The organism is Variovorax palleresanus, from assembly GCF_051144945.1.
GTDB lineage: Bacteria > Pseudomonadota > Gammaproteobacteria > Burkholderiales > Burkholderiaceae_C > Variovorax > Variovorax paradoxus_S.
The window spans coordinates 1598116-1617236 of record NZ_JBJNVP010000002.1 but is presented as its reverse complement, the minus strand read 5'-3'; the positions used below and the strand labels follow the sequence as shown (position 1 = coordinate 1617236).

At 66.4% G+C, this 19121-nt stretch carries 19 protein-coding genes and 1 tRNA gene; 7 read left to right on the top strand and 13 right to left on the bottom strand.

Annotation, left to right across the window (positions count from 1 at the left end):
* Positions 1-22: 22 nt before the first annotated feature.
* From pilB to ACJ7Z0_RS11365, 3 genes are all read right to left on the bottom strand, one after another.
* The gene (gene pilB / locus ACJ7Z0_RS11375; protein WP_431128168.1) at positions 23-1762 is read right to left on the bottom strand and encodes a type IV-A pilus assembly ATPase PilB; all 1740 of its coding nucleotides are present in this window, start codon (positions 1760-1762) and stop codon (positions 23-25) included.
* A gap of 117 nt (positions 1763-1879) precedes the next feature.
* A tRNA-Pro gene (locus tag ACJ7Z0_RS11370) sits at positions 1880-1956 on the bottom strand.
* 49 nt (positions 1957-2005) lie between these two features.
* Positions 2006-2998: a polyprenyl synthetase family protein gene (locus ACJ7Z0_RS11365; RefSeq protein WP_434789933.1), complete on the bottom strand. Its 993-nt coding sequence runs from the start codon at positions 2996-2998 to the stop codon at positions 2006-2008.
* 189 nt (positions 2999-3187) lie between these two features.
* Between ACJ7Z0_RS11365 and rplU the strand changes: the two genes are divergently transcribed.
* The 4 genes from rplU (at position 3188) to proB (ending at position 6145) form a co-directional block, all read left to right on the top strand.
* Entirely contained in the window at positions 3188-3499 is a 312-nt protein-coding gene (rplU, locus tag ACJ7Z0_RS11360; protein WP_028259151.1) for a 50S ribosomal protein L21, read from the top strand.
* A gap of 12 nt (positions 3500-3511) precedes the next feature.
* The gene (gene rpmA, locus ACJ7Z0_RS11355) at positions 3512-3772 is read left to right on the top strand and encodes a 50S ribosomal protein L27 (protein WP_028259150.1); all 261 of its coding nucleotides are present in this window, start codon (positions 3512-3514) and stop codon (positions 3770-3772) included.
* Between the two features lie 70 nt (positions 3773-3842).
* Complete coding sequence (gene cgtA / locus ACJ7Z0_RS11350; protein ID WP_434789932.1) at positions 3843-4919, top strand: Obg family GTPase CgtA; 1077 nt, start codon at positions 3843-3845, stop codon at positions 4917-4919.
* 86 nt (positions 4920-5005) lie between these two features.
* Positions 5006-6145, top strand: coding sequence for a glutamate 5-kinase (gene proB, locus ACJ7Z0_RS11345; RefSeq protein ID WP_434789931.1), 1140 nt, complete (start codon positions 5006-5008; stop codon positions 6143-6145).
* A gap of 34 nt (positions 6146-6179) precedes the next feature.
* Here the strand turns inward: proB and ACJ7Z0_RS11340 are convergent, their stop codons facing one another.
* The gene (locus ACJ7Z0_RS11340) at positions 6180-6773 is read right to left on the bottom strand and encodes a CNP1-like family protein (protein ID WP_434789930.1); all 594 of its coding nucleotides are present in this window, start codon (positions 6771-6773) and stop codon (positions 6180-6182) included.
* A complete protein-coding gene (locus ACJ7Z0_RS11335; protein WP_369656335.1) occupies positions 6721-7389 on the bottom strand; it encodes an RNA pyrophosphohydrolase in 669 nt (222 codons plus the stop codon). Before ACJ7Z0_RS11335 ends, ACJ7Z0_RS11340 begins: the two co-directional genes overlap by 53 nt.
* 137 nt (positions 7390-7526) lie before the next feature.
* Between ACJ7Z0_RS11335 and ACJ7Z0_RS11330 the strand changes: the two genes are divergently transcribed.
* A complete protein-coding gene (locus ACJ7Z0_RS11330; RefSeq protein WP_434789929.1) occupies positions 7527-9272 on the top strand; it encodes a proline--tRNA ligase in 1746 nt (581 codons plus the stop codon).
* Positions 9269-9925, top strand: a complete 657-nt coding sequence (locus ACJ7Z0_RS11325; protein WP_434789928.1) for a lytic transglycosylase domain-containing protein — start codon at positions 9269-9271, stop codon at positions 9923-9925. Before ACJ7Z0_RS11330 ends, ACJ7Z0_RS11325 begins: the two co-directional genes overlap by 4 nt.
* 25 nt (positions 9926-9950) lie before the next feature.
* On the opposite strand, the gene paeA is transcribed toward ACJ7Z0_RS11325, so the two are convergent.
* The 6 genes from paeA to hemA all read right to left on the bottom strand — a co-directional run bounded on the left by paeA (position 9951) and on the right by hemA (position 15463).
* A complete protein-coding gene (paeA, locus tag ACJ7Z0_RS11320) occupies positions 9951-11234 on the bottom strand; it encodes a polyamine export protein PaeA (protein ID WP_434789927.1) in 1284 nt (427 codons plus the stop codon).
* A 42-nt stretch (positions 11235-11276) separates the two neighbouring features.
* Positions 11277-11780, bottom strand: a complete 504-nt coding sequence (locus ACJ7Z0_RS11315; protein ID WP_431128188.1) for a cupin domain-containing protein — start codon at positions 11778-11780, stop codon at positions 11277-11279.
* 16 nt (positions 11781-11796) lie between these two features.
* On the bottom strand, positions 11797-12126 hold the full coding sequence (grxD, locus tag ACJ7Z0_RS11310) for a Grx4 family monothiol glutaredoxin (RefSeq protein ID WP_028259141.1): 330 nt from the start codon (positions 12124-12126) through the stop codon (positions 11797-11799).
* A 29-nt stretch (positions 12127-12155) separates the two neighbouring features.
* Complete coding sequence (gene prmC / locus ACJ7Z0_RS11305; RefSeq protein ID WP_434789926.1) at positions 12156-13010, bottom strand: peptide chain release factor N(5)-glutamine methyltransferase; 855 nt, start codon at positions 13008-13010, stop codon at positions 12156-12158.
* Positions 13007-14095, bottom strand: coding sequence for a peptide chain release factor 1 (gene prfA, locus ACJ7Z0_RS11300; protein WP_434789925.1), 1089 nt, complete (start codon positions 14093-14095; stop codon positions 13007-13009). Before prfA ends, prmC begins: the two co-directional genes overlap by 4 nt.
* A gap of 96 nt (positions 14096-14191) precedes the next feature.
* The gene (gene hemA, locus ACJ7Z0_RS11295; protein WP_431128197.1) at positions 14192-15463 is read right to left on the bottom strand and encodes a glutamyl-tRNA reductase; all 1272 of its coding nucleotides are present in this window, start codon (positions 15461-15463) and stop codon (positions 14192-14194) included.
* 79 nt (positions 15464-15542) lie between these two features.
* Here hemA and ACJ7Z0_RS11290 point away from each other — a divergent pair, with 79 nt between their 5' ends.
* On the top strand, positions 15543-15818 hold the full coding sequence (locus tag ACJ7Z0_RS11290; protein WP_434789924.1) for a hypothetical protein: 276 nt from the start codon (positions 15543-15545) through the stop codon (positions 15816-15818).
* A gap of 82 nt (positions 15819-15900) precedes the next feature.
* On the opposite strand, the gene ACJ7Z0_RS11285 is transcribed toward ACJ7Z0_RS11290, so the two are convergent.
* Both ACJ7Z0_RS11285 and ugpQ read right to left on the bottom strand, forming a co-directional pair.
* Positions 15901-18291: a DUF3772 domain-containing protein gene (locus ACJ7Z0_RS11285; protein ID WP_434789923.1), complete on the bottom strand. Its 2391-nt coding sequence runs from the start codon at positions 18289-18291 to the stop codon at positions 15901-15903.
* 82 nt (positions 18292-18373) lie between these two features.
* Entirely contained in the window at positions 18374-19120 is a 747-nt protein-coding gene (gene ugpQ / locus ACJ7Z0_RS11280) for a glycerophosphodiester phosphodiesterase (RefSeq protein ID WP_434789922.1), read from the bottom strand.
* Position 19121: the final 1 nt, after the last annotated feature.

The window sequence follows — 19121 nt, the reverse complement described above, 5'->3', positions numbered from 1 at the left end:
CGATTTGCAGTGTGTTCGTTCGTTATTCGTTGGTGACCGCCACCACTTCTTCGAGTGAGGTGAGCCCTTGCATGACTTTTCTGAGGCCGGACTGCCGCAACGAGCGAACGCCCTCGGCCTCGGACTGGCGCGCAATGTCCAGCGCGCTGCCGTCGCGCAGGATGATGGCCTGGATCGTTTCGGAGATCGGCATCACCTGGTAGATACCGACCCGGCCCTTGTAGCCGCCATTGCACACGGAGCAGCCGACCGGACGATAGGGCTTCCAGGAGCCATCGAGTTCAGCTTCCTTGAAGCCCGCGTCGAGCAGGGCCTGGCGCGGCACGTCGGCCGGCGCGCGGCACAAATGGCACAGGCGGCGGGCCAGCCGCTGCGCAGTGATCAGGATGACGCTGGAGGCGATGTTGAACGGCGCAATGCCCATGTTCCGCATGCGCGTGAGCGTGGTCGGCGCGTCATTGGTGTGCAGCGTCGAAAGCACCAGGTGGCCCGTTTGCGCGGCCTTGATCGAGATGTCGGCGGTTTCTAAGTCCCGGATTTCGCCGACCATGATGATGTCGGGATCCTGCCGGAGGAAAGCGCGCAGCGCGGCGGCGAACGTGAGTCCGGCGCGCTCGTTCACGTTGACCTGGTTCACGCCGGGCAGGTTGATTTCGGACGGGTCTTCGGCCGTGGCGATATTGACGCCGGGCTGGTTCAGCAGGTTCAGGCAGGTGTAAAGCGACACCGTCTTGCCGGAACCCGTGGGGCCCGTCACCAGCACCATGCCGTAGGGACGGCCGATCGCGTTCAGCAACCGTTCCTTTTCATCGGCGTCATAGCCGAGCGCATCGATGCCCAGGCGGGCGCTGCTCGGGTCGAGAATACGGATCACGATCTTTTCGCCGAACAGCGTGGGCAGCGTGCTCACGCGAAAGTCGATCACGCGGTCCGGGCCGATCTTGAGCTTCATGCGGCCGTCCTGCGGCACGCGCTTCTCGGAGATGTCGAGCCGCGAAATGACCTTGATCCGCGAAGCCAGCTTGTCCTTGATCAGCGTGGGCGGGCTCGCGATCTCGCGCAGTTCGCCGTCGATGCGAAAGCGCACGCGGTAGTTGTGCTCGTAGGGCTCGAAGTGAATGTCCGAGGCACGCATGCTGACGCCGTCGAGCAGCATCTTGTGCAGGAACCGGACGACCGGGGCATCCTCGACTTCGGCGACGGCCGCCTGTTCGTTGGCATCGCCCGATGTATCGGCCGTGACATCGTCGAACTCGAAATCCCCTCCGCCGACGATGTTGTTGAGGGTTTCCGACGCGCTGACAGCGGCGGCCTCGATCATGCGCGACAGCTTGTCGTATTCCGCGATGACCCAGTCCACGCCCATCTGGGACGCAAACTTGATCTTTTCCACCGCCTGCTGATCCGAGGGGTCCGCTGTTGCAACAATGAGACGGTTGTTGCGCTTGCTCAGCACCACGATGCGGTAGGCGAGGCACAGCTTCGGGTCGAGCAGGTCCTTGGGCAGGCGCTGGTGGTCGATGGCGTCCAGGTCGAGCAGCGGTGCGCCGAAAGCTGAAGATAGCGTGTGGGCGAGGTCGGCGGCCGATACGGCGCCGCTGCCGGTCAGCTCGGCAATGAAGCTGGTGCGACTGCTCAGCGACTTCTGGTAGATGTCTTCCGCAGTCTTCGCAGGAAGCTTCCCGGCTGAAACCAGGGCGCGCGCAAGGCCCGGGAGGGCGATTTGCGTGTTTTCTTTAACAGGAAGTTCGGCGGCAGCCATTCAGCGAAATTGCAAAAGATGTGAAAAAGTGCTTCACGATCATCGCTGAACGCCCTCGCCATGTAAATCGCTACGCAGCAACAGGCATGGGCATTTATTGGTGCCAGCCGAAAAGACTGGTCGGGGTGAGAGGATTCGAACCTCCGGCCTCTACGTCCCGAACGTAGCGCTCTACCAGGCTAAGCTACACCCCGATTGGTTGCAGAAAAAGAGAAGTCGTCCTTGCCAACTCTTGTGAGGTGTTCAGGCACGTCGCTCAAGCAACTGAGCCGCCAATTGTAGCAAACCGTCGGCGTGCAAATTGGACGGAAAGTCCCGCAACGCATGAATCGCGCGTTTTGCCTCGTCGGCCGCGGCGGCGCGCGAGGCTTCCAGCGCGCCCGTGCTGTGGACGATTTCGACGATCTTGCCAAGCTGGGCCGTGTCGCCGGCCTCGATGGCCGCGCGCACCAGCGCGCCCTGGGCGGGGCTGCCGCGCCGCATGGCGAAGATCAGCGGCAGCGTGGTCTTGCCTTCGCGCAGGTCGTCGCCCACGTTCTTTCCAGTTTCGTGGGCGTCTCCGGCGTAGTCGAGCACGTCGTCGATGACCTGGAACGCCGTGCCAAGGGCTTGGCCATAGGTGGCGCAAGCTTCCTCGACCTCGGGCGCGGCGCCCGCCAGCACGGCGGCGAGCCGTGTGCTGGCTTCGAAAAGCTTGGCAGTCTTGGAGCGGATCACGCGCAGGTACGCCGCTTCGTCCAGCGACGCGTCGTGCATGTTCATCAGCTGGAGCACCTCGCCTTCTGCGATCACGTTGGTCGCCTCGGCCAGAATTTGCATGATGCGCATGTTGTTTGCATCCAACATCATCTGGAAGGCGCGTGAATACAGGAAGTCGCCGACCAGCACGCTGGCGGGGTTGCCGAACGATTCGTTGGCCGTCGGGCGTCCGCGGCGCAGGGTCGACTCGTCGACCACGTCGTCATGCAGCAGGGTGGCCGTGTGGATGAACTCCACCACCGCTGCCAGGTTGAAGCGCTGCTCGCCCGTGTATCCGAGGGCGCCCGACATGAGGAGCAGCAGCGCCGGCCGCAGGCGTTTGCCGCCGGCGGAGATGATGTACTTGGAAACCTGGCTGACCAGGGGCACGCCCGTATCGAGGCGCCGCGAGATCACACGGTCGACTTCGACCATGTCGCCGGCGATCAAATCCAGCACGGTGGCGGTGGGGGAGGTATCGGCGGCGTGAACTGGCAAAGCGTTTGCGCGCGGCGCGTCTGAGTACGAAGGTGGCAGCGGCACAAGACCGGAAGGCGCAGATTATAGGGAGGAGCGCGTGCTGTTCCGGCGCGCTTCGCGCTTAAACCATGTTAGCGCGCGCAAACCGTGCTAGAATCTTGGGCTCTGCGGAATTCGCCGCGGAGCTCATATTCCCAAGAGGTTCACATGTACGCGGTCATAAAAACCGGCGGCAAGCAGTATCGCGTTGCTTCCGGCGAAAAAATTAAAGTAGAACAGATTGCTGCGGATGTAGGCCAGGAAATCGTGATCGATCAGGTTCTCGCAGTCGGCAACGGCAGCGAAATCAAGGTCGGTACGCCCCTGGTGTCCGGCGCAACGGTGACAGTCACGGTACTGTCGCACGGCAAGCACGACAAGGTTCGCATCTTCAAGATGCGCCGTCGCAAGCACTATCAAAAACGTCAAGGCCATCGCCAGCAGTTCACCGAACTGCAAATCGGCGCGATCGCCGGCTAAGGAGCAGATTCCATGGCACAGAAAAAAGGCGGCGGCTCAACGCGAAACGGGCGCGATTCCAAGCCCAAGATGCTCGGCGTGAAGGCGTTCGGCGGCGAACTGATCAGCGCAGGCTCGATCATCGTGCGCCAGCGCGGCACCCAGTTCCACCCCGGCGTGAATGTCGGCGTGGGCAAGGACCACACGCTGTTTGCGCTGGTCGACGGCCACGTGTCGTTCGGCGTCAAGGGCGCACTGAACAAGCACATGGTCAACGTGACCCCCGCGGCATAAGCCCAGGTCCCTTCGATCAGCTCGAAGCCCCGCTTTGCCGGGGCTTCTTCATTTGTACACTGGATACCCCATGAAGTTCGTCGACGAAGCCTTCATCGACATCGCCGCAGGCGATGGCGGCAACGGCTGCGTGTCGTTCCGTCATGAAAAATACAAGGAATTCGGCGGCCCCAACGGCGGCGACGGTGGCCGCGGCGGCCACGTCTACGCGGTGGCCGATTCCAATCTCAACACCCTGGTCGACTTCCGCTACTCGCGCCGACACGAGGCCAAGCGCGGCGAGCACGGCATGGGCTCCGACATGTTCGGCGCCGCGGGCGACGACATCGTGTTGAAGATGCCGGTCGGCACCATCATTTCCGACGCCGAGACGGGCGAGGTGCTGTACGAGCTGTTGACGGAAGGCGAGGTCGTCACCATCGCCAAGGGCGGCGACGGCGGCTTCGGCAACATGCGCTTCAAGAGCGCCATCAACCGTGCCCCGCGTCAGAAAACACCGGGCTGGCCCGGTGAGAAGAAGAGTCTCAAGCTCGAACTGAAGGTGCTCGCCGACGTCGGCCTGCTCGGCATGCCGAATGCGGGCAAGTCGACCCTGATCAGCGCCATTTCGAATGCGCGCCCGCGCATCGCCGACTATCCCTTCACCACGCTGCATCCGAATCTCGGCGTCGTGCGCGTCGGCCCCGAGCAGAGCTTCGTGGTGGCGGACCTTCCCGGCCTGATCGAAGGCGCGTCGGAAGGCGCGGGCCTCGGCCACCTGTTTCTGCGCCACCTCCAGCGCACCCGCCTGCTGTTGCACGTGATCGACATGGCCCCCTTCGACGACGCGGTCGATCCGGTGGCACAGGCAAAGGCCATCGTCGGCGAGCTGAAAAAGTACGACACCGCGCTCTATGAGAAGCCGCGCTGGCTCGTGCTCAACAAGCTCGACATGGTGCCCGGCGACGAACGCGCGGCGCGCGTGAAAGACTTCGTCAAGCGCATGCGCTTCAAGGGGCCTGTGTTCGAGATCTCCGCGCTCACGCGGGAAGGCTGCGAGCACCTTGTGCAGGCGGTCTACCAGCACATCAAGGCGCAGCAGGTGGCGGAGCAGGTGCCGGTCGAGGTCGATCCGCGCTTTGCCGAGCTGCCGCCCGATCCGGCCTGAGCGCCGCTGAGCATCGGCAGCCGATGCTGCTTCATAGATAGACAGCCGAACACGCAGTATTCACGACACGACCGCCAAAGCCTCCAATGACCTCGAACTCCGGATCCACTGCCTTGCGGGATGCCCGCCGAATCGTCGTCAAGGTGGGCTCCAGCCTCGTGACCAACGAAGGGCGCGGCCTCGACGAGGGCGCCATCGGCGAGTGGTGCCGGCAGCTTGCGGTGCTGGTGCAGGGCGGGCGCGAGGTCGTGATGGTGTCGAGCGGTGCCATTGCCGAAGGCATGAAGCGGCTCGGCTGGCGCACCCGGCCGCACGAGGTCCACGAGCTCCAGGCGGCCGCAGCCGTCGGGCAGATGGGCCTGGCCCAGATGTACGAGACCAAGCTGCGTGAGAACGAAATCGGCAGCGCCCAGGTGCTGCTGACCCATGCCGACCTGGCCGACCGCGAGCGCTATCTCAATGCGCGCTCGACGCTCGTCACGCTGCTCGGGCTGCGCGTGGTGCCGGTCATCAACGAGAACGACACCGTCGTCAACGACGAGATCAAGTTCGGCGACAACGACACGCTGGGCGCGCTCGTGGCCAATCTGGTCGAAGCCGATGCGCTGATCATCCTCACGGACCAGAAGGGCCTCTACACGGCCGACCCGCGCAAGGACCCTGACGCAAAGTTCGTCCATGAGGCGGCCGCCGGCGACCCCGCCCTCGAAGCCATGGCGGGCGGCGCGGGCTCCAGCCTCGGCCGCGGCGGCATGATCACCAAGATCCTCGCGGCCAAGCGCGCGGCCGGGTCGGGTGCTTCCACGGTCATTGCCTGGGGGCGCGAACCCGATGCCCTGCTGCGCCTGACGCGTGGCGAATCCATCGGCACCTTGCTGGTGGCGCAGACGGCCAAGCACCAGGCGCGCAAGCGCTGGATGGCTGACCACCTGCAGTTGCGCGGCGCGGTCACGGTCGATGCCGGGGCCGCAGCCAAGGTGCGCGCCGAGGGCAAGAGCCTGTTGCCGATCGGCATGACCAGCGTGTCGGGCGAGTTCTCGCGCGGCGACGTGATCGCGGTACGCGATGTCGACGGTGTCGAACTGGCCCGCGGCCTGGCCAACTACTCGAGCGTCGAAGCGCGGCTGCTGTGCCGCAAGCCTTCGAGCGAGTTCGAGCGATTGCTGGGTTACGTGGCGGAGCCGGAAATGGTCCACCGCGACAACATGGTGCTGATGCCCGGCTGACGTAAAAAACGGGGCGCGAGGCCCCGTTACGGGTTCACTGCACTTCGCGAACCGGATTGCGCAGGTTCTGGACCATGTCCCCGACCGAGTTGCGCGGCGCGTTGCCGCGGCACAGCGCCTGGGTCGACAGCGCCTTGGCGTAGCGCGAGTTCAGGTCGTTGATGCGCTTCCACTCCGGCGTCTTCGTTTCCTGCCAGGCGCCGTTGTTGTAGCGGGCGTAGCTCTTCATTTCCCCGGTCGAGCAGCGCACGCCTTCATAGAACGCATTGACGCCGCCGCCATTGCGGTTCTGCGCCACCACCACGTAGCGCACGATGCCGTCGCGCGTGATGGCGATCGTGTTCGGGTCGATGCCGAACTTCAGGCTCATGTACGGAGGCATTTCGATTGGCAGCAGCCGGCTTTCGCTGAAGGCCGGCGGCGGCGGTGCCGCGGTTTCTACCCATTCGGCGTCCGCCTCGGAGCGCTTGGGCGGCGGCGGCATGCCCGACTGCGCCCAGTCGGGGTTGTCGGTGTCGTATTTGCCCGATGCGCAGCCGGCAAGGATGCCGAAGCAGGCGAGAAGCAGAATGCGCTCAACGTTGCGACGGAAGGAAGGGCGTTTTGTTCGGGGGAGGAGAAGGTTCATCGCTCGCGGAATGGATGTCGGGATGCGGGTCGAAACTGCCGCCGGGCGGCAGATCCAGGCCCGCGGGTGCGCCGCCGTCTGGCATGTGGCGCTCGAATTCACGGGCGCGTACGTTGCTGCGAAGGAAGCGGTTGCGGAAATCCTGCCGTGGCAGGTAGCGAGCAAGCTCGGTCAGCGCCATCTCGTAGACGCCGCGCTTGAACTCGACGACCACGTCGAGCGGCACCCAGTAGTCGTGCCAGCGCCATGCGTCGAATTCAGGATGGTCGGTGGCACGCAGGTTCAGATCCCAGTCGTGGCCGATGAGTTGCAGCAAATACCAGATTTGTTTCTGGCCCTTGTAGTGGCCCCGTGCGTCACGGCGGATGAACCGATCCGGCACCTCGTAGCGCAACCAGTCGCGGGTACGGGCCACGATGCGCACGTGCTCCGGATGGAGCCCCACTTCCTCGTGCAGTTCCCGGAACATGGCTTGCTCCGGACTTTCGCCGCGGTCTATGCCGCCTTGCGGAAACTGCCAGGAATGCGTGCGTATGCGTTTGCCCCAGAAAACCTGGTTTCTCTGGTTGAGCAGGATGATGCCGACGTTGGGCCTGAAGCCGTCCCGGTCGAGCATAATCAAACCCCAATTTTTGAACTGAGTCGATTATGCATGCCGGGTTGCCCTCGGCAAGCGACCGATGCCAGGCTCTCAGGGTCTCCCCGGAGAGTTGTCCCCCACATCCCATACCGATTCCATCACGCGCGATCCCGATGAAAGCTTCCCGATTTTTTGTCTCCACCCTCAAGGAAGCGCCCGCTGACGCCGAGGTCGCGAGCCATCGGCTCATGATGCGGGCCGGCATGATCAAGAAGCTCGGCACGGGCATCTACACCTACATGCCCATGGGGCTGCGCGTGATCCGCAAGGTCGAGGCGATCGTGCGCGAAGAGATGAACCGCGCCGGCGCCGTCGAACTCACGATGCCCGTGGTGCAGCCGGCCGAGTTCTGGCAGGAGACCGGCCGCTTCGACAAGATGGGCCCCGAGCTGCTGCGCATCAAGGACCGGCATGACCGCGACTTCGTGATCCAGCCCACCAGCGAAGAGGTGGTGACCGACATCGCGCGCCAGGAAATCCGCAGCTACAAGCAGCTGCCGAAAAACTTCTACCAGATCCAGACCAAGTTCCGCGACGAGCGCCGTCCGCGCTTCGGCCTGATGCGCGGGCGCGAGTTCATCATGAAGGACGCCTACAGCTTCGACCGCGACCTGGGCGCCGCCAAGGCCAGCTACCAGGTCATGGCCGATGCCTACCGCCGCATCTTCGACCGCTTCGGGCTGCGCTACCGCGCGGTGGCGGCCGACAGCGGCGCCATCGGCGGCGACCTGAGCGAAGAGTTCCAGGTGATCGCCGCCACCGGCGAAGACGCCATCGTCTATTGCCCGGGCAGCGACTACGCGGCCAACATGGAAAAGGCCGAGGCACTGGCCCCGGCCGGCCCGCGCCCCGCGGCAGCCAAGGAGCTCCACAAGACGCCGACCCCCGGCAAGAGCACCTGCGCCGACGTGGCCGAGCTGCTCGGCGTGCCGCTCTCGACCACCGTCAAGTCGCTGGTGCTCGCGACCGACATCCTCGATGCGGCCGGCAACCTCAAGGGTTCGCAGGTCTGGCTGCTGCTCCTGCGCGGCGACCACGACATGAACGAGATCAAGGTCGGCAAGGTGCCCGGCCTGGACAAGGGCTTCCGCTTCGCGACCCTGGCCGAGATCGAAGACCACTTCGGCTGTAAGCCAGGCTACCTCGGCCCGCTCAACCTCAAGAAGCCGGTCAAGCTCGTGGTCGACCGCGAGGCCGCCGTTCTGGGCGACTGGATCACCGGCGCCAACGAGATCGACTTCCACATGACCGGCGTCAACTGGGGCCGCGATCTGCCCGAGCCTGACCTGGTGGCCGATCTCCGCAACGTGGTGGACGGCGACGCCTCGCCCGACGGCAAGGGCGTGCTCGCGATCGAGCGCGGCATCGAGGTGGGCCACGTGTTCGTGCTCGGCACCAAGTACAGCAAGGACATGAACGCCACCTTCCTCGACGAAGCGGGCAAGCCGCAGTTCCTCGAGATGGGCTGCTACGGCATCGGCATCACGCGCCTGCCCGCCGCCGCCATCGAGCAGAACCACGACGAGCGCGGCATCATCTGGCCCGACGCGCTGGCACCCTTTACCGTGGTGGTCTGCCCCATCGGCATGGACCGCAGCCCAGAGGTCAAGGTGGCCGCCGAGGCGCTCTACGAGCAACTGCTCGCGGCCGGCGTCGACGTGCTGCTCGATGACCGCGGCGAGCGACCCGGCGCGATGTTCGCCGATTGGGAATTGATCGGCGTACCGCACCGCGTGGTCATCTCCGACCGCGGCCTGAAGGAAGGCCAGCTCGAATACCAGCATCGCCGCGACACTGCCGCCACCAAGGTGCCGGCGGTGGGCGTCGCCGAATTCATCATCGGCAAGCTCGCGAAATGAGCTTGGAGGGCAGTCTCTCGCGACGCCGGTGCCTGGGCGGCGCCGTGACCGCGGGCGCTCTGACCGTGCTGTCGCTGCCGCAGGCCGCCCGCGCTGGCGCGCAGATCGAAGAGCCGCTGATCGATTCGGTGCGCACTGCACTGAGTTCGGCCGTGCACAACAAGGCGCCGCCGGTGCCCGAGTTCTCGGACACCGAGGCCCGCCTGACCTACCTGCGCTGGCTGGGCGAGATGAGCGAGCGCCTCAAGAAAAAAATCGCGGACTGGCCGACGCGCAAGGAATTCCTGCAGACCGTCTGGTACGAAAGCAAGCGCTCGGGGCTCGACGTGAGCCTGGTGCTCGGGCTGGTCCAGGTCGAGAGCAATTTCCGCAAGTTCGCTGTCTCCAGCGCCGGCGCGCGCGGCTACATGCAGGTCATGCCGTTCTGGACCCGCGTGATCGGCGACAGCGATCCCGCCAAGCTGTTCCACATGCAGACCAACCTGCGCTTCGGCTGCGTCATCCTGCGCCACTACCTCGACCGCGAGAACGGCGACCTCTACATGACCCTCGGCCGCTACAACGGCAGCCGCGGAAAGGCGCCGTACCCCAGCGCGGTGTTCGCGAACCAGCGCCTCTGGACCTTCGTGGACAGGGACCGTTCGGCAGCCTGACCTCTGCGCGCAGACTGGGGGCCAGCTAAGTTTTTGTCACCATGACCTGGTCGATCCGGTAGCTGTCGACGTCCATCACCTCGAAGGTATAGCCGCCCCAGCTCACGCTGTCGGTGCGCTTGGGCACCCGGCGCAGCATCACCATCAAAAAGCCCGCCAGCGTTTCGTAGTCGTCCGGATGCGGGAGCTCGTCGATGTGCAGCGCACGCTGGACGTCCTGGATCGGCGTCACGCCATCGATCAGCCATGAGTTCTCGTCGCGCTTCACGATCTGTTCCTCGTCGGGCAGCGACACCAGGTCGCCCATCACCGTGCTCATCACGTCGTTGAGCGTGATCACGCCCACTACAAGGCTGTATTCGTTGACGATGATCGCGAAGTCTTCATGCGCCTGCTGGAACTGCTCGAGCACTTCCGTGAGCGAGAGCCGGTCGGGGACGACCAGCGCCTTGTTCAGCGTCAGGCCCTGGTCGAAGGCCAGCGGCTGGCCGCTCAGCACGCGCTGGAACATCTCCTTCGCGTCGACATAGCCGAGCACGTGGTCGATGTCGCCGTCGCACACCGGGTAGGCTGAAAAAGGCTCGGCCACGATGCGCGCCCGCAGCACCGACTCCGGGTCGTCGTGCAGGAACCAGGCGATGTTGTCGCGCACCGTCATCACGCTGCTGACCAGCCGCGTGTCGAGCTCGAACACATTGGCGATCACCTGCTGCTCGCGCACGGCCAGCACGCCCGCGCGCGCGCCGGCTTCGGTCATGGCCAGGATGTCGGCCGAGGTGATCTTGTCGTCGCGCACCAGCGGCATGCCGAGCAGCTTGAAGAGCATGTCGGTCGAGCGCGTGAAGAACCACACCAGCGGCTTGAAGGTGGTGATCAGCACCAGCATCGGGCCGACCATGCGCACGGCAATGCGCTCCGGATCGCTCATGCCGAGCCGCTTGGGGAACAGGTCGGCAAACACCAGGAAAACCGCAATCACGATGACGAACGAGCACAGGAACGCCACGTTCGCCGAGGCCTCGACGCTCATCCAGTTCTCGAAGAAACGCGCGAAGTACGGGCTGAGCGAGCCCTCACCCACCACGCCGCCGAGAATCGCCACCGCGTTGAGGCCGATCTGCACCACGGTGAAGTAGTGCCCGGGCTGCTCCTGCACGCGCAGCACCTTTTCCGCCCGTGCATCGCCATCGTCGGCCATCTGGCGCAGGCGCAGGCGCCGCGAGGCGGCAAGGGTGATCTCGGCAAGGGAGAAGAACGCGCTCATCGCGATCAGCAAGACGATGATGAGCAGGCTTTGGGTAAGAGTCATGGCGGCACGGCGAAGAGTGCCATGGTGCCATGACTGGCGAGGCTAGACCCCGCCGTGCGGATGCGTCGGGTCGACCCAGAGTACCGATTCAGGTTTTTCGACGGGCTCGATGTCGAGATTGACGGCCACGGCCTCGCCGTCGCTTCTGCACAGCACGCATTCGAGCGACTCGGTCGCGCTGGCGTTGATTTCCTGGTGCGGCACGAAGGGCGGCACGTAGATGAAATCGCCAGGACCGGCTTCGGCCGTGAACTCGAGCTGCTCGCCCCATCGCATGCGAGCCCGGCCACGCACCACGTAGATCACCGATTCGAGGTGCCCATGGTGATGGGCGCCGGTCTTGGCATCGGCATGGATGGTGACGGTGCCGGCCCAGAGCTTCTGTGCACCCACGCGGGCGAAGTTGATCGCCGCCGCCCGGTTCATGCCGGGCGTCTGCGCGGTGTTGGCGTCGAGCTGGTTGGCCGGGATCACGCGCACGCCGTCGTGCTTCCAGGCCGGCGCGGACTCTCCGCCGTGCGCGTGGCCGTCGTGGTCGTGGCTCATGGCGGGAGCGGAAAAATCAGGCGGGGTTGCTGCCGCCCAGGACCTGCTGCAGCTCGCCCGACTCGTACATCTCCATCATGATGTCCGAGCCGCCGATGAATTCGCCCTTCACGTAGAGCTGGGGAATCGTGGGCCAGTTACTGTATTCCTTGATGCCCTGGCGGATGCCGTCGTCTTCGAGCACGTTGACGGTCTTGAGCGCCTTGGTGTCGACGCCGACCGCCTTGAGGATCTGGATCGCGCGGCCGGAAAACCCGCACATCGGAAAACTCGCATTCCCTTTCATGAAGAGCACGAGGTCGTTGGATTTGACGAGATCGTCGATGCGTTGCTGGGCGTCGGACATGGGGACTCCTGAAAAATGGGCTGAGGGGATTATTTCACCGTGCGCCAGACTCCGCCGGAGCAGCGCTGGATGCCGGCAAGGTCTTCGCGGCTTTGGACTTCGGCAAAACCGTGCGTTTGGAGCAGTTGGCGCACGGCCGCGGCCTGGTCGTGGCCGTGTTCGAGCAGCAGCCAGCCGCCTTCCGCGAGGTGCAGCGGAGCGTCCCGCACGATCTGGCGGATGTCGTCGAGCCCATCGGGCCCGGCAACCAGCGCGGCCGCGGGTTCGTGCCGCAGCGCGGGCAGGTGCGGGTCGTCGGCGGCGATGTACGGCGGGTTGCTGGCTATGACCGTGTAGCCGCTGGCCGCGCCATCGAGCCAGTGCGCCTGGCTGAAGCGCACCGGCAGGGCCAGGCGCTGGGCATTTGCCTTTGCAACGGCCAAGGCATCGGCGCTGGCATCGACCGCATCGACCTGCGCATCAGGCCGCGCATGCTGCAGTGCCAGCGCGATGGCGCCACTGCCGGTGCCCAGGTCGAGCACCCGCGGCGCCGTGCGGCCTTCGAGGCACTGCAGGGCCCAGTCGACCAGCGTTTCGGTGTCCGGACGCGGCACCAGCACCCGCGGGTCCACGCGCAGGTCGAGGCCGTGAAACTCCTTTTCGCCGAGCAGGTAGGCAACCGGTTCGCCGGCCAGGCGGCGCGACAGCTGCGCTGAAAGCGCCGCCCATGCCGCGCCGGAAATGGCATCGGTGTCGTGCGCCAGCAGCCACGCGCGGTCATGCGGGGCGCGGCCCAGCGCATGCAGCAGCAGCAACTGCGCATCGAGCCGGTCGATGCCCAGCGCCACGGACGCGGCCAGCGCCTGCGCCACGGTGGCGGGTGTGGAGGCCGTCGTCATCGTCATGCCGGCAGGCTCGACTCCAGCTCGGCCAGCTGCTCGGCCTCGCGCGCGGCGCGCAGCGCGTCCAGCACGTCGCCCAGGTCGCCTTCCATGATGGCCAGCAGCTTGTAGAGCGTGAGGTTGATGCGGTGGTCGGTGAGCCGGCCCTGTGGAAAGTTGTAGGTGCGGATACGGTCCGAACGGTCGCCGCTGCCGATCAGCCCCTTGCGCATGGCGGCGTCCTTGGCGGCGCGCTCGCTGCGCTCCTTTTCCTGGATGCGCGCCGAGAGCACCTGCAGCGCCTTGGCCTTGTTGCGGTGCTGGCTGCGGTCGTCCTGGCATTCGGCCACGATGCCGGTGGGAATGTGCGTGATGCGCACGGCCGAATCGGTCTTGTTGATGTGCTGGCCACCCGCGCCGCTGGCGCGGTAGGTGTCGATGCGCAGGTCGGCCGGGTTGATCTGCACCGCCACGGTCTCGTCGGGCTCGGCCAGCACGGCCACCGTGCAGGCGCTGGTGTGGATGCGGCCCTGGGTTTCGGTGGTCGGCACGCGCTGCACGCGGTGGCCGCCCGACTCGAAGCGCAGGTGACCGAACACGTCGGTGCCGACGATGCGGATCACCACTTCCTTGTAGCCGCCGAGCTCGCTCTCGCTTTCGCTCACCACTTCGCAGCGCCAGCCGGCTCGCTCGCAGTAGCGCGTGTACATGCGCAGCAGGTCGCCCGCGAACAGCGCGGACTCGTCGCCGCCGGTGCCGGCGCGGATTTCAAGGAACGCATTGCGCGCGTCATCCGGATCCTTTGGCAACAGCAGGCGCTGCAGCTCTTCTTCGAGCTGCACCAGCTCGGCTTCGGCACCGGCGATTTCTTCCTGAGCCATCTCGGCCATGTCGGGATCGTCGAGCATCTCTTTCGCGCCGGCGATGTCGGCCTCGCGCTGCCGGTAGCGTTCGTAGCGGCCGGCGATCTGCGTCACCTCGGCATGCTCGCGCGAGATGGTGCGGTACTGCGCCATGTCGCTCATGATGTCTTCGCGCGAAAGCAGGAAGTCGAGTTCGCCGAGGCGCTGCACGTAGCGCTCGAGTTGGTGGCGCAGAAAAGTTTTCACGTCGAAAGGGGCCGAAAAGAAGAGGGGGCGCGGCTCGCGGCGGCAAGGCGCGGGGAGGCCGCGGCAACCAGGCCGGGCCGGCGGCGGCAAGCGTCGCTAACGCTCTTTGCGCAGAAAGAGGCGCGAAATGGCGTGCGCCGTCTGCTCGCGCGAAGCCGCATCGCCCGCATGCAGTTCGGCCAGCGCGCCATGCAGCATTTTTTGCGTGAGCCCGCGCGACATGGCTTCGAGCACTGCATCGACCGATTCGCCCTTGGCCAGCAGCTTGCGCGCACGTGCGATCTCGGCCGCGCGCCATTCGTCGGTCTGGGCGTTGAGCTGCTGGATCAGCGGCACCGTGCCGCGCTGGCCCAGCCAGTGCATGAAGCTCTGCACACCGGCGTCGATGATGACCTCAGCCTGCGCGACCGCGGCCTGTCGGTTGGCCTGGCCCTGCTGCACCACTTGCGCCAGGTCGTCGACGGTGTACAGATAGATGTCCTCGAGCGCCTTCACTTCGGGCTCGATGTCGCGCGGCACGGCCAGGTCGACCATGAACATCGGGCGGTGCTTGCGCGCCTTGAGTGCGCGTTCGACGGCGCCCAGGCCGATGATCGGCAGCGTGCTGGCGGTACAGCTCACCACGATGTCGAACTCGGCCAGCCGGTTCGGCAGGTCGGCCAGCCGCATCGCCTCGCCACCGAAGCGCGATGCCAGCTTTTCGCCGCGTTCGAGCGTGCGGTTGGCAATGGCGATCGACTTCGGGTCCCTGGCCGCGAAATGCGTGGCGGCCAGATCGATCATTTCGCCCGCGCCGACGAACAGCACGCGCGTCTCGTGCAAGTCTTCGAAGAGCTGGCCGGCCAGCCGGACGGCCGCAGCCGCCATGCTGATGGAATGGGCGCCGATCTCGGTCGCGGTGCGGACTTCTTTCGCGACCGCGAACGAGCGCTGGAACAGCTGGTTGAGCGTGCTGCCGAGCGCGCCGGCGGTTTCGGCCGCGCGCACGGCGTCTTTCATCTGGCCGAGGATCTGGGCCTCGCCGAGCACCATCGAATCGAGCCCGCTGGCCACGCGGAAGACGTGGCGCGCAGCCTGGTCATCTTGCAGGGTGTAGGCATGCGAGCGCAGCAGGGCGGGCGCCACGCCGCCGCTCTCGGCCAGCCAGCCCACCGTGTGGTCGAGCGCCGCATGCTCGGCGGCGCAATAAATTTCGGTGCGGTTGCAGGTCGAGATGATCGCGGCTTCGACCTGGGGGTGGCGGCCGGCGGCAAACGAGCTGCGCAGGCTGTGCAGCGTGGGAGCCAGCTGGTCTAGCGCGAACGCGAAGCGGCCGCGCAGGTCGAGCGGCGCGGTCGTGTGGTTCAACCCGAGGGCCCAGACTGACATATCCGCTGATTATAAAATCAGCAGGAGCTATGCGGCTGCCGAGGGGTTTGGCCGCCTCTCGCCTCTCTTATCCCCCTCCATGTCCCTGCTGGATCTCCTCAATCATCTGCTCAACTTCCTGGCACCCGCCCTGGCGGTCGGATTCGTGTGCGCGCTGGCGGGCGGGGTTTTGGGGCGAAAGTCCGGCGCGCCCGCCTGGTGGGTTCAAGCCGCGGTCAATTGCGGCGCCGGCGCGGCGGCGCTCCTGGGCGGGCTGATCTTTTCGGGACGCGATGGCACGATGGGCGCCTACGCCGCGCTCGTGCTTGCGTGCGGGACCAGCCAATGGCTGGTGTCGCGCGGCTGGCAAAGGTAGGGGCTGGAAAGCGCCCGATCCCGAGGGGCGTTTCTGGATGTTGCTTCAGTCAACGAAAGATTCGGGGTGATCGGCCCAGCACCTAGGCGGCCACCGGTCCTGTCTCGCCACCAGCCACTGGCGGCGGCACCGCCGCATACGGCACCAGCTCGATCCGCTCCACCCGCATGCGCTCAAGAATGGTGAACAGCAGGTCGCTGCGCACCCCGCCCGCCAGCCGCGGGCTCGGTACATACGCAATGGCCTGGAAAATGAGCAGGCCGCCCTCGACGCCCTCGAGCGTGAGCGAAGGCGCGGGCGTCTCGAGCACCCCTTCGTGCGCGCGGCATGCTTCCAGGATGAGCTCGCGCACCCGCTGCGCGTCGGTGGTCATCGGCATCGGCAGGCGGATGAGCACCCGGCCTTCGGCGTTGGCCAGCGTCATGTTGCGCACGGTCTTGGTAATGAACTCGGAGTTGGGCACGATCAACGTTGAGCGGTCGCCGAGCTGGATTTCGGTGGCACGCACGTTGATGCGCCGCACGTCGCCCTCGGTGGTGCCCAGCACCACCCAGTCGCCCACCTTCACCGGCTGCTCGGCCAAGAGGATGAGGCCCGAGATGAAGTTCTGCACGATGGCCTGCAGGCCGAAGCCGATACCCACCGACAGCGCGCTGGCCACCCACGCGATGCGCTCGATGCCGATGCCCAGCGCCGACAGCGCGAACGCGACCACCAGGATGCCGCCCACGTAGCCGAGCAGCGTGGTGATCGAGCTTTGCATGCCGGGTTCGAACTGCGTGCTGGGCAGGTAGCTGCGCGCGAGCCAGCGCTTGAAGACCCTGAGCACGATGAAGCCGATCACCGCTACGGCGATGGCGCTCAGGATGGCGCCCGGCACCAGTTGGAATTCGCCCACCTTCACGCCGGTGCCGAACTTGCCGCTGCGCTGGAACACTTCGCTGGGCCCGGTGCCAAGGGGCGCCGCGAGCGCGATCAGCATGTAGAAGAAAAGCCCCACGCGGCTCAGGCCCGAGAGCACGGTGGCCGCCTGGTCGAGCGTCTGCGGCGCGAGTCCGAAGCTTTTCTGCAGGCGCTGGCCGAAGGTGCTGCGCGACGACACGCCGGCCATGAAGACGTCGTCGGCAAACTTGAACAGCACGTAGAAGGCGGCCGCGACGATGCCGCTCCAGGTGAGCTGCGAGGCCAGGAAGCTCGCGAGCGCCACGTAGCCCAGGGCCACCAGCACCCAGATCGACAGCATCAGGACGCCGATGCAGGCCACCAGCAGGCCCACCCACATCGGCCGCTCCGGCAGGTCGGCGTCGGGCGTATCGGCGCGCAGCGGCCGCAGCCGCCGGAGCACCGCGCCGACCAGCGCGGTGAGCATCAGCGCGGTGAGCACGTGCGTGGCAACCACGGTCGCAAAGCTGGCTTCGACCAACGCATTGATCTCGACCGGCGCCCATGCCAGTGCAGCCACCATCGCCACCAGCCACGGCAGCGGCGCGAGGCGTGTCGCCATGGCGTCGGGAATCGGCGGCAGCCGCCACGAGGGCCGGCGGGTGGCCAGCAGGCCGCGGCCCAAACCGATGACGAAGGCCATGAACACCAGCGCCTGGGCCATCGAACGCATCGCCTTGCGCGCCTGCGACTCCCAGGTGGCGTATTCCTCGAGCACGCGCACGAACCCGTGGGCGGCCGCAGCGACCAGCAGCACATGGCTCGCCACGATGGCAATCACCAGCAGCGAACGCCGAAGCCGGCCCGCCGGCAGCACCCGGGCGGCGATGCGCGTCAGCAGATGCTCGGCCACCCAGTTGCCGAGCACCGCGAGCAAGAGCGCCAGGATCAGCGCGCCAACCAGGGCGATCCGCGTCTCCTCCTGCATCGCTTGCGCGAGCCCGTCGCGCAGGCCAGCCACCATCGCCTTCAGGCGCGTCAGGTCGTTCGGCCACGCCGCCTCCAGGTCGCGCCAGAACTCGCCGGTCAGCGGCGAAGCGGCGCGCTCGGTGATCTGCGCCTCGAAGAGCTCGCGGCGCTGGGTCACCAGTTCGGCGGCGCGCTGCCGCACGTCGATGGAGAGCAGGCGCGCCAGCCGGATGTCGGCATCCAGCGCGTTGCGTTCTTTTGTCAGCCGGCTGCGCTGGCGCGTGATGTCCGGGTCTTCGGTGGCGCCGGCGGCCGGCGGATTTCCGAGCTCCCCGAGGCGGGCGTTCAGGTCGGCCAGTTCGCTGGCGCGCGCGGCGACGAACTTGTCGGCCTGCGTGCCGATGTCGCTGATCTGCGCCAGGAGCTTGCGCATGTCCTCGTTGGAATCGGCGGAGGCGGTGATCTTGGTGAGCTGCTCGCGCAGTTCGGCCACCGTGGGTTCGGGCACGGGAGCCGTGGCGGTGCTGCTGCTGCCGATGTTGCTGTCGGGCTGCGCCATCGCAGTGCCGCACGACAGCAAGGCGGCCAGGCAAAGGGCCATCAGGCGGGGGATCAAACTCATGGCTGCCATCATAGAAGGCGCCATTTCCGGCCCGCGGCGCGGCTCGTTGCAACGTGTGACGAGCCGCTGCGGCCGGCAGCGGTCAAGCGGCGGGACTGAAGAGGTCGACGCGGTCGGTGATGATGCCGTCGGTACCGAGTTCGATCAGCCGCTCGGCGGCCCATTCATCGTTGACGGTGTAGCTCAGCGCGCGCAGGCCTGCGTCGTGCACTTGCGCCACCGTGGCGGCGTCCCAGAGTGCGTGGTTGCAGACGATGGCGGCGCAGTCGAGGTCGGTTGCAAGGGCAAGCCAGCCCTCCCGGAGCGTGTCGAGCAGGAGCCCGCGCGGCAGCTCGGGCTGGACCGCCTTCGCTCCCGCCAGCGATTCGGCCTGGAAGGAAGTGAGCAGCGGAGGAATGGCTGCGCCCTGCCAAAGCTGGGCCGCGAGCCGTGCCACCGCTTCGCCCGTTTCGCGCTCGGTACCCGGCGTGGGCTTGATCTCGATGTTGAGCAGATGGCCGTTGGCAAGGCAGAAGCGCGCCAGGTTCTCGAGCGTGGCGAGCGGCTCGCCCGCGAAGGCGCGCGAATGCCATCCACCGGCGTCGAGCTGCGCGAGCGCGCTCCAGGGTTGCGCGCCGCCCGTGCCATGGCCGTTGGTGGTGCGGTCGAGCGTGGCATCGTGCATGAGAAAAGGCACGCCGTCGGCGCTGAGCTTGGCATCGCACTCGAACATGCGGTAGCCGTGCGAGGCACCGAGCCGGAAAGCGGCCAGCGTGTTCTCGGGCGCCAGCTTGCCGGCGCCGCGGTGCGCGATCCAGCGAGGGTAGGGCCAGGGCTGCAGCGCTGGCATC